The organism is Paraburkholderia sp. J94, assembly GCF_905220285.1.
Lineage (GTDB): Bacteria > Pseudomonadota > Gammaproteobacteria > Burkholderiales > Burkholderiaceae > Paraburkholderia > Paraburkholderia tropica_A.
Window position 1 is genome coordinate 73672 of sequence record NZ_CAJMZH010000001.1, and the last position, 13201, is coordinate 86872.

The following is a 13201-nucleotide window of genomic DNA, read 5'->3' on the forward strand; positions in this document are numbered from 1 at the left end:
AACGAACCGGTATCTTAGGCGTCGCGCATCCTCCAGAAAAGCCGGAATTTGCGGTAGTATTCATCGAGTAATTCGATGGATAGGAGCAAGCCATGCGAGGCTTCGAACTCGACCAGTTGCGTACCTTCACCGTGGTGGCGGAAGCGGGCAGCCTGACGGCGGCCGCGCCGTCGCTGAATCTTTCGCAGTCCACCGTTAGCGACCAGATGCGCAAGCTGGAAGCGCGCGCGGGCGTGCCGCTGTTCGTGCGCAGCAAGCGCGGCGTCGAGCCCACGCCCGCGGGGTCGCGGCTGCTCACGCACGCGCGGCGCATCGTGGCGCTCAACGAGGCTGCCTTCGACGAAGTGCGCGGCCAGGCGATCAAGGGCGAACTGCGCGTGGCGATCACCGACTATTTCCGCACGCACGAGGTGGCGGGCATGCTCGCGCGGCTGCGCGAGTGCTACCCGCAGCTGAGCCTGCACGTCAGCACGATGAAAAGCACCGAGATCGAACTCGCGCACGCGCGCGGGCAGATCGATATAGGCGTGGTGATGAACATGTCGAACGGACCGGTGCGGCCCGCACAGGGCGATCCGCGCTGGGTGCTGCGCCGCGAGCCGCTGCACTGGGTGGCGTCGCCGACGCTGGCCGAAGCGCTGCCCGAGCCGTTGCCGCTCGTGCTGCTGCCCGGCGACTGCATGCTGCATCAGATCGCCGTGAGCCTGCTCGAGGCGCACCGACGTCCGTTCGTGATGGTGCATAGCGCGTCCGGCGTGGCGGGTTTGCAGTCGATGCTCGCGGCGGGCCTCGGCGTGGGCTGCCTCTGCGCCTCAGCGATCACCGACGGGCTCATGAAGCTCGGCGCGCGCCACCGTCTGCCCGCGCTGCCCGAGGCCGTGTTCTCGCTCACGCCGCCGCTGCCCGGCGAGCGCGAGACGGTCGCGCAGGCGCGCGAAGTCCTGTCGCGGCAATTGCTGGTCTGATATCCCCGCATCCGAACGACTGAATTCCTGACCCATGCCCTTGAGCCAAGACGCGCTGGACCGGCCGGCTGCCAACCCCGCCGATGCCGCAAATACAGTGAATGCAGCCGATGCCGGTACGCACGCCGAAGCGCTCGAAGCGTCGCCGCGCGACGTGCTCAAACGCGTCGTGAGCGCCTCGCTCGTGACGGCGTTCGAGATGTTCGACTTCACGGTGTTCGGTTATTTCGCGGCGATGATCGGCGTGAAGTTCTTCCCGGCGAGCGACCCGATGACCTCGCTGCTGCTCGCTGTCGGCACCTTCGGCGTGGGCTTTTTCATGCGGCCGCTCGGCGCGCTCGCGCTGGGCGCGTACGCCGACCGCGTGGGCCGCCGCGTCGCGCTTACGCGCACGGTCTGGCTCGCGGGGCTCGGTACGGCCGCGATCGCGCTGTGCCCGGATTACGCCACGATCGGCGTGGCTGCGCCCCTCGTCGTGGTGCTGGCGCGCGCGCTGCAAGGCTTCGCGCTCGGCGGCGACATCGGCGTGGCGGCGGCGTATCTGCTGGAAGCGGGGCCGGCGTCGCGTCGCGGCGCGCGCCTGAACTGGCAGATCGCGAGCCAGGGCGCGGCGGCATTGCTCGGCGCCGTGTTCGGTCTGGTGCTCACGCATCGGCTTTCACCGCAGGCGCTCGAAGCGTGGGGCTGGCGCGTGCCGTTCTGGTTCGGCCTGCTCGTGCTGCCGGTCGGCGTGTATCTGCGTAGCCGCCTGCACGACATCGACGATATCGACAACAAAGGAGATACACGCGACACCCCGCGCGAACCGCGCGCGCCCGCCGCGCCGCCTTTCGTCGAACTCTGGCGCGAGCATGGCCGCACGCTCGGTCTCGCGATGCTGATGGTCATGGGCCAGACGATTCCGGTCTATGCCATCGTCTATTTCATGCCGAGCTATGTGATTCGCGTGATGCATCTGCCCGCGAGCACGGGCTTCGCGGTGTCGGCGTTGTCGGCGCTGCTGCTGTTCGCGCTGCCGCCCTTCGTCGGTCGTCTGCTCGACCGCCTGCCGCGCCGCAAGCCGGTGGCGCTCGCGGGCATCGCGGCGACCACGCTGCTGAGCACGCCCGTTTTCCTGCTGATCGACAACGTCCGCAGCCTGCCCGCGATGCTGGTCGGCGTCGGCCTGATCAGCGTGTCGATGACGTTCAGCGCGGGCACCGTCGCTTTGCTCGTGCTCGAAGCGCTGCCCGCGCGCGTGCGCGCCAGCGGCCTCGCGCTCGCATATGCGCTGAGCGTGGCGCTGTTCGGCGGCACCGCGCAATTCATCGTCACGGCGCTGGTGAAGTGGAGCGGCAATCCGCTCGCCGCCGCCTGGTACGTGACGCCCGCGTGCTGCGTGAGCCTGTGCGCGGTGGCGCTGTTCAAGGAGCGGCGCGAGGAGGAATAGGCGCGACGAAGGCGGCGGCGGAAGCGGTGACGAAAGCCGCGCGCGGCGTCTTGTAAACAAGCAGCCGTCGGCCGCGATGAGTGGCGATTGCGCTAACCCAGAGCGCGAAGGTGGCGCGGCTGGCTCAATCGCAGTTCGGACTGGTGCGGCGCGAGCAGGAGAACGTCCCGCTTACGTTGGAGACGTTTCCCCTCGCTGCCTGTTTGCCTCGCGTGAACCAGGGTGGCATGGAAGGCGGGCGACCGGCTCAGTGCGACCCGTCGCGGTCGTAGGCACTCGCGTGAGGTCGAAATCCGCTTCCAATGGTCCAGCAGTCCGTCGTGCAAGGACGAGGGCTGCATCGGTTGCCGTGGGTTTCGGCATCGAAACGGCGCAACGCTCTGCGGCAGGTACCACGAGGACTTGTTGCCCGCAGGTCGGGCAGCCAGGCGAGGTGGAGGATGCGCTGACGCGTCCTCCAGCCCCGCCTTCCCGCCCATCAGGACGCGTGCGTCGATGCCAGATCGAGTGCCAAGGCTTGTGCGACTTCGATGCCGTCGATGGCCGCCGAATAGATACCGCCGGCGTACCCGGCGCCTTCGCCTGCCGGATACAGACCTTCGACGTTCATGCTCTGGAAATTGTCTTTGCGGCGAATCCGGATGGGTGACGACGTGCGCGTCTCGACGCCGGTTAGCACGGCATCATGCATCGCGAAGCCTGCGATCTTCCTGTCGATCTGGGGGAGTGCTTCACGGATTGCCTCGATCACGTAGTCGGGCAGCGCCGTGCTGAGATCGGTCGGGTGCACGCCCGGTTTGTACGACGGCACGACAGAGCCAAGCGACGTTGACGGCCGGCCCGCGATAAAGTCTCCGACCAACTGACCGGGCGCCTGGTAATTGCCGCCGCCGAGTTCGAACGCCCGCTCTTCCCATTTGCGCTGGAACGCGATGCCCGCCAGCGGCCCCCCAGGATAGTCGTCCGGCGTGATGCCGACGACGATGCCCGCATTCGCGTTGCGCTCGGCGCGGGAATACTGGCTCATCCCATTGGTGACGACGCGGCCCGGCTCGGAGGTCGCCGCGACCACCGTGCCGCCTGGGCACATGCAAAAGCTGTACACGGCCCGCCCATTATTGGCGTGATGGACCACCTTGTAGTCGGCCGCGCCAAGTTGCTTGTGGCCCGCAAACTTGCCGAAGCGGCTGCGATCGATGAGCCCCTGCGGATGTTCGATGCGAAAACCCAGGGAAAACGGCTTGGCTTCGATGTACACGCCGCGATCGTGCAGCATCTGGAAAGTGTCGCGGGCGCTGTGGCCGACGGCCAGCACGACGTGGTCGCACGGCAGCGTTTCACCGTTCGAGAGCTTGAGCGAGCGCACCTTGCCCTGATCGATTTCGATGTCGTCAACCCGGGTTTCGAAACGCACTTCACCGCCCAGTTCGTGGATGGTGGCGCGCATCTTTTCTACCATGCTGACGAGGCGGAACGTGCCGATGTGCGGACGGCTCAGATACAGGATGTCTTCCGGTGCGCCAGCCTTGACGAACTCCTCGAGCACCTTGCGGCCATAGTGGTTCGGGTCCTTGATCTGGCTGTACAGCTTGCCGTCGGAAAACGTCCCGGCCCCGCCTTCGCCGAACTGCACGTTGGATTCCGGATTGAGCACGGACTTGCGCCACAGGCCAAAGGTGTCCTTGGTGCGTTCACGCACGGCCTTGCCGCGCTCGAGAATAATGGGGCGGAACCCCATCTGCGCGAGGATCAATCCCGCGAACAAACCACACGGCCCCATGCCGATCACCACGGGACGCGGACGAGTCGTGTGCTCGGGCGCCTTCGCGACAAACCGGTACGTCATGTCGGGCGTCACCCCGCAATGCGGCCGGCCGTCGATCTGCTTGCGCACCGCCGCTTCGTCCTTGACTTCGATGTCGACGATATAGGTCAGCTTGATATCCGAGCGCTTGCGTGCATCATGGGCGCGGCGAAATACGGTGTAGCGGACAAGCTCGTCTGCGGCTATGCCGAGATCCGCGAGGCGCGCGCGAACAGCGGCGTCAAGATCGGTTTCGGCATGGTCGAGAGGAAGTTTAATTTCGGATAAACGTAACATGGGTGCCAAGGTGCGATCGCCACGGGAATCGTGGCCAACCCGTATTTTATAGCTTCGGCGGATTCCCAAATGAAAAGGCGCCGTCCGACGAAACGCCAGCGCTTCAGCGACAAGCGGAATGTGACCGTGTGGAAGCAGGCGGAGAAAGCCATGCGGGTGGCGGAGTTCGCCATGTGGACGGCTCGGAGCAGACCGCCGATCGGGCTGAATTGTGGCTCGACGGGACTTCTCGTCCGACCGGATGATATCGCTGTCAATGGGTACGCCGAGATCCGTTCTCCTGGGAGCCGACGTTCGAATGTCCTCGCGCGGGTGCAAGCCAACGCGCGTTTCTGGCCGGCTACCGACCCATGCGTCGTGGAGGAGGGCGTTGCGATGATGGGCCGGCTCAGTGCGACCCATCTCGGACGCTCGTTTGCACATGCCTTCAACGGCAGGTTGCAGAGGTACAACGGTCGTATTCTTCGTGAACTGGCGCGCGGCGCCTTAGGTTCACTCTCACGGTGAAACCCCGAACAACTGAGCGACCACCCCACGCAGCCAGCGATTCCCCGCCTCCTGGTGATACCGCGCATGCCAGTGTTGCCGCACGGCGAAGCCATCTACGGGAACCGGGCACGAATGAACGGCGAGATCGCCCGCCTGCGCGAGCGTTTCGCCGATGTGACGTGGCAACGTGGCGACCAGATCGGTGGTCTGGACGATCGTTCCGAGCCCGAGGAACCCCGGCAGTTGCAGCACGACGTCACGCTCGATCCGTTCGCGCGCCAGCGCCTGTTCGAGCAGTTGCGCACCCGTGCCCGATTCGATGGCGACGTGCCCCTCCGAACGGTACTGCTTCAAACCGAGGCGCCCGCGAACGCGCGGGTGATGCCGGTTGGTCAAGCATACCCAGTCCTGCTGATAGAGCTGCTGCTGATAAATGCCGCCGCTGAGCCACGGCACATAGCCGATCGCGAGGTCGGCTTCACCCGACTCCAGCGCGCGCTCCGTGTTGCCATCGATTCCCGCAGCCTCGAGCCGGATGCCGGGCGCTTGCGCGCGCACGTGCGCGAGCAGGCGCGGCAGCAGCGTGATGTGGCTCGCATCCGTCATGCAGATGCGAAAGCGCCGCTGCGCCGTCGCGGGATCAAAAGCGATCTCCCACGCGACGAAGCGCCTGAGCGATTCGAGAATTTCGCGGCAAGGTCCGATCAGCGCGTCGGCTTGCGGCGTCGGCGCCATGCCGCCAGGCGTGCGGACGAAAAGCGGGTCCTGCAGCGTTTCGCGCAGCCGCCCGAGCCAGATGCTGATGGTCGGCTGGCTTTGCCCCAGTTGTTCCGCGACGCGCGTGACGCTGCGCGTGTCGTACAGCAAGTCGAAGAGCTGCAGCAGCTTCAGGTCGGGTAAATCGGGCGGCATCATGGTGTGGCGGTCGTTATTGTCTGGGGCAATGATGCCATTGTAGTCATTGCATTGCTGATATGGGCGGTAACTCCTATCGTGTGCCTACACGTCAAGGAGATGCTCAGTGAAGATTGCGATTCTCGGCGCCGGCGCACTAGGCTGCGCGATCGGTGCCACCCTCACGGAGGGCGGCCACGAAACCTGGCTGCTGGACCGTTCGCCCGTCCATGTCGACATGATGCGTCGCGACGGTCTGCAGGTCGACGACGATAACGGCACGCGGCGCGTCGCGGTGCGCGCAGCGACCCACGCGAGCGAAGTCGGCGTGGCCGACGTGGTCGTCGTGCTGGTCAAGTCCTTCCACACCGACGCGGCGATGCGCGGCGCACTCGCGCTGATCGGGCCCGAAACGCTCGTGCTTTCGCTGCAAAACGGACTCGGACACGAAGACGTGCTCGCCGATATCGTGGGCCGGGAGCGCGTGCTGGCAGGCAAGACGTATGTGGGAGGCGTGCTGCGCGGTCCGGGGCATATCCAGTCGGGCGTCACCGGCAAGGCGACCTATATCGGCGAACTCGATGGCCAGATCACGCCTCGCGTGCAGGCGATTGCCGACGGGTTCAACGCCGCCGGGCTGATGACCACGGTCAGCGACAACATCATGGGCACGATGTGGGACAAGCTGCTCGTCAACGTCGCCACGGGCGCGATCACTGGCATCACGCGGCTCACCTACGGTCAGCTTTATGACGAGCCGTTGTTGAAGGCGACGGCGCTCGCGGCCATCGGCGAAGCCATGGCGGCTGCGCAGGCGGCGGGCATCGCGCTGTCGATGACGGACCCCGAGCAGGCCTGGACACTCGCAGCCGCTGGTCTCTCTCCCGCGTTCAAGACGTCGATGCTGCAGAGCCTCGAAAAAGGCTCGATCACGGAGATCGATTTCATCAACGGCTCGGTGGTGCGCTGGGGACAACGGCTCGGCGTGCCGACGCCCGTCAACGCGACACTGGTGGCGTGCATCAAGGGCATCGAGCGCGCAATGGCCGACGAACAGCGCAAGGAGGTGACGGCATGAGCGGCTCGAAGGCTTATCTGGAGCATGTCGCCATTTGGGTGAAGGACATCCAGTGGCATATCCGCTTCTTCGAAGACGTGCTCGGCATGAGCATGCGCGAAGTCGACGGCACCGTCGAAGCGCCGCGCCAGTACTGGACGCTCGGCGGCCTGCAGTTCATCCATGCACCGCAACACGAAGGTCCGGAAGGGCGCCTCGCGCATCTTGGCGTCATGTGTGCAGACCTGGAAGCGGCATTGACTGCGGCCAAGGCCTATGGCGTAAGCGAAATGCCGCAAGGGCGCAACTGGCTGCGTCTGCCCGACGGCCTTGCCGTCGAACTGATTCAGGCGAGGCCCGCGTCGTGTGTCGCGCAGGCGCTGAGCATCAACCCGCGCGTGGAGGCGTGAGCATGACGATCATCGACAAGTACTGGGACGACGCCCGCGAAGGCGACGAGTGCGCGAGCCCGAACTACACCGTGACGAAGGAGCGCATTCTCGCGTACGCCGACCTCACGGGCGACCACACGCCCGTGCACGTGGACGAAGCGTATGCCAACGCGAGCCACTTCGGCTGCCTCGTCGCGCATGGGCTGTTCGGGCTCTCGATTGCGGACGGCCTCAAAACCCAGAGCGACTATCGTTTTCTGCCCGGCATGTCGCTCGGCTGGACGTGGGATTTTCTGCAACCTATCAAGGTCAACGATGTGCTGCACGTGAAGTTTCGCGTCGGCGCCATGCGGCCCAGTAACAGCCGTCCGGGCTGGGGCATCGTCGTGCTGCCGTCGGAATTGATCAATCAGGATAACCAGGTAGTGCAACGCGGCGAGCATCGTCTGATGGTGCCGCGCCGGCCGGGAGCGTTCTGATGCAGGCTCGTCCCCTCGAAGGCATACGCGTTGTCGACTATAGCCACTTCCTCGCCGGTCCCTACGTGGGCCGCTGCCTCGCGGCGCTCGGCGCCGAAGTCATCAAAGTCGAACGCCCTGGAAGCGGCGACGCGGGACGCCAGCACGCAACCGTGCTAGACGACCAGCAAAGCGGCTATTTCCTGCAACTGAACATGGGCAAGCGCGGCGTCAGCGTCAACATGAAGGACGCGCGCGGCAAGGAGTTCATGCGCCGCCTGTGCGACTCCGCCGATGTGTTCGTCGAAAACTACCGCCCAGGCGCGCTGGATAGACTCGGGTTGGGCTATGAGGCGCTTTCCGAGCGCAATCCGGGTCTCGTCTATTGTTCGATCTCGGCATACGGCCACACGGGCCCCGACGCGCATCGCGCCGGCTTTGGCCTGATCGCGGAAGCGAAGAGCGGCATCATGCAGATGGTAGGCACGCCCGGCGAGCCGCCGCCGCTGCTGCGCATTTCGCTCGGCGACATGTACACCGGCATTCACGCAGTGGCGGCGATCAATGCGGCGCTGCTTGGACGTGTGAAGAGCGGCCGCGGCCAGCACATCGACATGGCGCTGTACGACACGCTCGTTTCGATGCACGAGTACGCGGTGCAGTGCTACACGCTGCGAGGCGTGCTGCCGGAGCAAACCGGCCACGACATGCCTACCTCGACGCTTTACGGCGTGTTTCGGGCCGCAGACGGCGACCTCGTGATCGCGGCACAAGTGGATGACGCATGGAAACGTCTCGCCGCGCTGATCGAAACACATGGCGGACCAGCCGGATTCGGCAGCGATTCGCGCTTTCACGATAGCGTGGGCCGCAACACGCATCGGCAGGCGATTCTCTCCGTCGTGCAGCCGTGGGTTGCCGCGCGGCCCGTCGCACAGGTGCTCGAATTGCTGGATGGCATCGACGTGCCTTGCGCGAAGGTGCAGCGCATCGACGAAGTGCTCAACGATCCACAGATCCAGGCGCGCGGCATGGTGGTGGAACAGGATCATCCGCGTTACGGAAAGCTGCGTCTGCCCAACCTGCCATTCCGCTTTTCTCATTGCGACACGACCATCCGCGACTTCGCGCCCGATCTCGGGCAGCACAACATGGAGGTCGCGCAATCGCTCGGCTTCTCCGCCGCCGAAATCGATGCCATGCAAACCGAAGGCGTTCTCTACTCGAAGTGAGACACCATGACTGACCCGTATGCAGTGATCGGGAATCCGATCGGACACACGAAATCGCCGTTGATTCATGGCCTGTTTGCTGAGGCGACACAACAGGCGATGTCGTACGTCGCGATCGAAGGTCCGCTCGACCCCGACGATGGATTCGCAAGGATAGTACGCCAGTTCGCCGACGAGGGTGGCAAAGGCATGAACGTCACCGCGCCGTTCAAGCTGAAGGCCTTCGCGCTCGCCGACGAACGCAGTGAACGCGCGGCGATGGCGGGCGCGGCCAATGCGCTCAAATTCGAGAACGGCCGGATCATTGCCGAGAATTTCGACGGCATTGGCCTGTTGCGTGATATCGAGGTCAATCTCGGCGTTCCGCTCACTGGCAAACGTGTGTTGATGCTCGGCGCCGGCGGCGCGGCGCGTGGCGCGTTGCTGCCGTTTCTCGAGACGGGTCCCGCCGAACTGGTCATCGCCAACCGCGATGTGTCCAAGGGCGAGGCATTGGCGGGCCAGGTCGGCGCGCGTGGCGCCGCGCTGCGTGTTCGCGGCTATGGCGATCTGCCTGCGATGGGCCGATTCGATCTCGTGGTCAACGCGACCTCCGCGAGCCTGACGGGTGAGTTGCCGCCTGTCCCGCCGAGCGTGTTCAGTCCCGATGGCACCGCGTATGAGCTGGCGTACGGCAAGCGGCTCACACCGTTCTTGCGGCTCGCGCGCAATGCAGGCGTGCATGGCGTCGCCGACGGCGTCGGCATGCTGGTCGAGCAGGCCGCCGAAGCGTTTGCATGGTGGCGCGGCGTGCGTCCGCAAACGGCCGCCGTTATCGACCGTCTCACTGTGCCGCTCGACTAGGCGAGCAAAGGAGAATCCGATGAAAAATGTCCTGATGCTCCATGGCATCAATCACAACATGTTCGGCAAGCGCGACCCCGCGCAGTACGGAACGGTGACGCTCGCCGATATCGACGCCAGGTTGCTGGCGCTGGGCGAAGAACTGGGCGTGCAGGTCGAATCGTTCCAGACGAACAGCGAAGCGGCAATGTGCGAGCGCATCCATCACGCTTACGAAGAGGGCAAGGACGCCGTGCTGATCAACGCTGGCGCGTGGACGCATTACAGCTACGGCATCCGCGACGCGCTTGCTATCCTGACCTGTCCGGTCGTCGAACTACACATGTCGAACATTCATGCGAGGGAGCCGTTCCGGCATCACTCGGTGTTCGCCGATATCGTCAAAGGGCAGATCTGCGGTTTCGGGATCGAGAGCTACCTTCTGGCACTGCGGGCGGTCCATGCGGACGTCTGTGCTTGAGTGGCGCGCGTGAATCGCAATCCGGGTACTTCCGCGGCGGTAAGTGATACGGCGAATGACGGCTCCCGGATGCAGTAAGGACCGTCAAACGTCACCGATTCAATACTCATGACTGGCCGAAACTGGCCGACTCGTGCCTCCTTGCGTCGGTTCGAATCGACCCAGATGAGGTCAGGCGAAACGGTGAACGATTGGCGACGATATCTCCTTTTGCGCGCGTCACGACGAGGTGTGAATCTGAACGCCTGGCCAATCGAGTCGAAGGAATCCGGTTGAAATAGCGGGACCATCGATTGGGAGCAAGCAATACTCGACACCACCTGGCGCATAACCCATCGATCCCCAATCCATCGAGATAAGCCTCCCCCATGAGTAGTGATCGGTTTTCACTGCGTTTCGCATCCTGTTTTGTGGCAATCCTGGGATATCGAGTTTTGACAGGAGGTGGGCCGCAACGTCCTTCTGAGTAAACAGATGCGGCGACCGCATGATGATGGGATCGTTTAAATTCCCTTGACATGCGCAATTTGGCTTTTTACATTCGCTCCGACTGAGGCGTGACGTCGATACGTTCGACGCGCGCCTCCGCGGCAGCGTTGCCGCGCGACATATGGAAGGCTACGTAGCCCCCGAATCTGCGTCTGATGACGCCGGTTTGGGGGCTTTTTTGTTTTCTGGAGATCAAACACGATGGAGCCGTACCCCAGCGCAGGTCCGCCACCCGGCATTTTCACCGTCGCGTGCGTGCAGATGGAGCCGCGCGTCGGCGCAGTCCGCGAGAACGTCGCGCGTGCGTGCGCGCTCATCGAGACGGCTGCGCGCAACGGCGCGTCGCTCGTGGTGCTGCCGGAGCTGGCCAATAGCGGTTATGTGTTCGAGAGCCGCGAGGAAGCGTACGCGCTCGCCGAATCACTGCCCGACGGCGAGACGGCGCGGGCCTTCGACGTCCTCGCCAGACAGTTCGGAATCCATATCGTCAGCGGAATCGCCGAGCGCGCGGGCGATCAACTCTACAACGCCGCGCTGCTCACGGGACCGGCGGGGCCGCTCGGGATCTATCGCAAGCTGCATCTCTGGAACGAGGAAAAGCGCTTCTTCGAGCCGGGCGACGTGGGCGTGCCGGTGTTCGCCACGCCGCTCGGGCGCATCGCCATGGCGATCTGCTACGACGCGTGGTTTCCCGAGACCTTCCGTCTCGCGGCGATGCAGGGCGCCGATCTCGTCTGCGTGCCGACCAACTGGGTGCCGATGCCCTCGCAGCCCGACGACCGCCCCGCCATGGCGACGACGCTCGCGATGGCCGCCGCGCACAGCAACGGTCTCGCGATTGCCTGCGCCGACCGCGTGGGCACCGAGCGCGGCCAGCCCTTCCTGGGCCAGAGCGTGATCGTGGGCGGCGACGGCTGGCCGATCGCCGGGCCCGCGAGCCCCGATCGCGAGGAGATCCTCTACGGCGCGATCGACGTCGCGCGCACACGCGCCGGGCGCACGCTGAATCCGCGCAATCACGTTCTGCTCGACCGGCGCGTCGATCTGTACGACGCGCTGCTTGGCACGAATATCGGCACGAAGATCGGCACGAAGATCGCGCGCCGCCCCTGAATAGACGTACCCGCATGACCGCACCACGAATCCACCACGAATCACCACAACTACGAGGAAGCATCATGACGTCGTTCAAACGCATCATCGCGGCCGCCGTTGCGGCGACTGCCGTCGGCGCCTGTCTGGGCGCGGCGGCGGCCGAGCCGATCAAAATCGGCGTCGCGGTCGGCTTGTCGGGCGCCAACAGCGTCGTCGCGCCGGCCGTCGTGCAGTCGTCGCAACTCGCCGTCGCCGAAATCAACGCGGCTGGCGGCATTCTGGGTCGCCCGGTCGAACTCGAAATCGCCGACGACGCCTCCGGCGCGGTCGGCGCACAAAAGGCCTACGACACGCTGGTGTTCCAGAAGAACGTGGACGCCATCATCTCGATGGAAACGAGCGCCGCGCGCAACGCCGCGCTGCCCATCGTCGCGCGCGGCAAGAAGCCGTTCATCTACACGTCGTTCTACGAAGGCCGTTCGTGCAGCCCGTGGATGTACGTGAACGGCTGGGTGCCCGAGCAGGTCGTGGCGCCGATCGTCGATTACTTCAGCAAGACGAAGGGCGCGAAGACGTTCTATCTGGTCGGCAACGATTACGCGTTCGGGCGCGGCATGCTCGACTTCACGAAGCAGTACATCGAGCAGCACGGCGGCAAGGTGATCGGCGAGGAATATCTGCCGATCGACGGCACGGACTGGACGCCGGTGCTCTCGAAGATCCGCGCGGCGAAACCCGATGCGCTGATCAGCGCGACGGCGGGCGGCGCGCCGAACGTGGCGCTCGCCAAGCAGTTGAAGAGTGCGGGCCTCACGCTGCCGTACGGCAATCTCGCGATCGACGAAGGCACGGCTAAAGGCATGGGCGATGTCGCGAGCGGCGTCTATCTGGCCGCTTCATATCTCACGAGCATCGATACGCCGCAGAACAAGAAGTTCATGGCCGCGCTCGACAGCAAGTTCGGCGCGGATGTGAAGACGCCGAACGAGTTGTCGGAGCCGCAATACGAGGCGTTTTTCCTCTACAAGGCGGCCGTCGAGAAGGCAGGGTCCACCGATCCGGCGAAGGTCGTGAAGGCGCTCGGCGAGGTGTCGTTCGACGGCCCGCGCGGCACGGTGCAGATGAACCGCAGCCGCCACGTGCCGCTCGCGATGCGGCTCGGGCAGATTCAGCCCGACGGTTCGGTGAAGGTGTTGCAGACGTTCAAGGATGTGGACCCGGGCCTGCAGTGTCCGAATCTCAAGTAAGCGCAGGCGGATATCGGGCGCGTGCTTTCGCGAGGAAGCGCGCGCCGAAC

At 64.9% G+C, this 13201-nt stretch carries 12 protein-coding genes; 10 read left to right on the top strand and 2 right to left on the bottom strand.

The features are described from left to right. Window positions 1-92: 92 nt before the first annotated feature. Together U4Y88_RS00330 and U4Y88_RS00335 are read left to right on the top strand one after the other, a co-directional pair. Window positions 93-965: a LysR family transcriptional regulator gene (locus U4Y88_RS00330; protein ID WP_224011721.1), complete on the top strand. Its 873-nt coding sequence runs from the start codon at window positions 93-95 to the stop codon at window positions 963-965. Window positions 966-999: 34 nt separating this feature from the next. Then, window positions 1000-2394 (top strand): MFS transporter, encoded by a 1395-nt coding sequence (locus U4Y88_RS00335; protein WP_321781538.1) that lies wholly within the window; start codon window positions 1000-1002, stop codon window positions 2392-2394. Window positions 2395-2872: 478 nt separating this feature from the next. Here U4Y88_RS00335 and U4Y88_RS00340 read toward each other — a convergent pair whose 3' ends face one another. Both U4Y88_RS00340 and U4Y88_RS00345 read right to left on the bottom strand, forming a co-directional pair. Next, a complete protein-coding gene (locus U4Y88_RS00340; RefSeq protein WP_321782226.1) occupies window positions 2873-4495 on the bottom strand; it encodes an NAD(P)/FAD-dependent oxidoreductase in 1623 nt (540 codons plus the stop codon). 498 nt (window positions 4496-4993) lie between these two features. After that, window positions 4994-5899: a LysR family transcriptional regulator gene (locus tag U4Y88_RS00345; RefSeq protein WP_321781539.1), complete on the bottom strand. Its 906-nt coding sequence runs from the start codon at window positions 5897-5899 to the stop codon at window positions 4994-4996. Window positions 5900-6005: 106 nt separating this feature from the next. On the opposite strand from U4Y88_RS00345, the gene U4Y88_RS00350 reads away from it, so the two are divergent. The 8 genes from U4Y88_RS00350 (at window position 6006) to U4Y88_RS00385 (ending at window position 13151) form a co-directional block, all read left to right on the top strand. Beyond that, window positions 6006-6956, top strand: coding sequence for a ketopantoate reductase family protein (locus tag U4Y88_RS00350; RefSeq protein WP_224011724.1), 951 nt, complete (start codon window positions 6006-6008; stop codon window positions 6954-6956). Next, window positions 6953-7345, top strand: a complete 393-nt coding sequence (locus U4Y88_RS00355; RefSeq protein ID WP_224011725.1) for a VOC family protein — start codon at window positions 6953-6955, stop codon at window positions 7343-7345. The genes U4Y88_RS00350 and U4Y88_RS00355 overlap by 4 nt, the downstream gene beginning before the upstream one ends. Window positions 7346-7347: 2 nt before the next feature. After that, on the top strand, window positions 7348-7806 hold the full coding sequence (locus U4Y88_RS00360) for a MaoC family dehydratase (protein WP_224011726.1): 459 nt from the start codon (window positions 7348-7350) through the stop codon (window positions 7804-7806). Continuing rightward, window positions 7806-9017, top strand: a complete 1212-nt coding sequence (locus U4Y88_RS00365) for a CoA transferase (RefSeq protein WP_321781540.1) — start codon at window positions 7806-7808, stop codon at window positions 9015-9017. Before U4Y88_RS00360 ends, U4Y88_RS00365 begins: the two co-directional genes overlap by 1 nt. A gap of 6 nt (window positions 9018-9023) precedes the next feature. Continuing rightward, complete coding sequence (aroE, locus tag U4Y88_RS00370; protein ID WP_321781541.1) at window positions 9024-9860, top strand: shikimate dehydrogenase; 837 nt, start codon at window positions 9024-9026, stop codon at window positions 9858-9860. A gap of 19 nt (window positions 9861-9879) precedes the next feature. Then, window positions 9880-10320: a type II 3-dehydroquinate dehydratase gene (gene aroQ, locus U4Y88_RS00375; protein ID WP_321781542.1), complete on the top strand. Its 441-nt coding sequence runs from the start codon at window positions 9880-9882 to the stop codon at window positions 10318-10320. 690 nt (window positions 10321-11010) lie between these two features. Continuing rightward, window positions 11011-11922, top strand: coding sequence for a nitrilase family protein (locus U4Y88_RS00380; protein WP_321781543.1), 912 nt, complete (start codon window positions 11011-11013; stop codon window positions 11920-11922). A 65-nt stretch (window positions 11923-11987) separates the two neighbouring features. After that, window positions 11988-13151 (top strand): substrate-binding protein, encoded by a 1164-nt coding sequence (locus tag U4Y88_RS00385; RefSeq protein WP_224011731.1) that lies wholly within the window; start codon window positions 11988-11990, stop codon window positions 13149-13151. Window positions 13152-13201 lie beyond the last annotated feature (50 nt).

Excerpts from the sequence above, each read along its gene's own strand:
- U4Y88_RS00330 (WP_224011721.1), top strand. The coding sequence starts at position 93 with ATGCGAGGCTTCGAACTCGACCAGTTGCGTACCTTCACCGTGGTGGCG.
- U4Y88_RS00335 (WP_321781538.1), top strand. The coding sequence starts at position 1,000 with ATGCCCTTGAGCCAAGACGCGCTGGACCGGCCGGCTGCCAACCCCGCC.
- U4Y88_RS00340 (WP_321782226.1), bottom strand. The coding sequence starts at position 4,495 with ATGTTACGTTTATCCGAAATTAAACTTCCTCTCGACCATGCCGAAACC.
- U4Y88_RS00345 (WP_321781539.1), bottom strand. The coding sequence starts at position 5,899 with ATGATGCCGCCCGATTTACCCGACCTGAAGCTGCTGCAGCTCTTCGAC.
- U4Y88_RS00355 (WP_224011725.1), top strand. The coding sequence starts at position 6,953 with ATGAGCGGCTCGAAGGCTTATCTGGAGCATGTCGCCATTTGGGTGAAG.
- U4Y88_RS00360 (WP_224011726.1), top strand. The coding sequence starts at position 7,348 with ATGACGATCATCGACAAGTACTGGGACGACGCCCGCGAAGGCGACGAG.
- U4Y88_RS00365 (WP_321781540.1), top strand. The coding sequence starts at position 7,806 with ATGCAGGCTCGTCCCCTCGAAGGCATACGCGTTGTCGACTATAGCCAC.
- aroE (WP_321781541.1), top strand. The coding sequence starts at position 9,024 with ATGACTGACCCGTATGCAGTGATCGGGAATCCGATCGGACACACGAAA.
- aroQ (WP_321781542.1), top strand. The coding sequence starts at position 9,880 with ATGAAAAATGTCCTGATGCTCCATGGCATCAATCACAACATGTTCGGC.
- U4Y88_RS00380 (WP_321781543.1), top strand. The coding sequence starts at position 11,011 with ATGGAGCCGTACCCCAGCGCAGGTCCGCCACCCGGCATTTTCACCGTC.
- U4Y88_RS00385 (WP_224011731.1), top strand. The coding sequence starts at position 11,988 with ATGACGTCGTTCAAACGCATCATCGCGGCCGCCGTTGCGGCGACTGCC.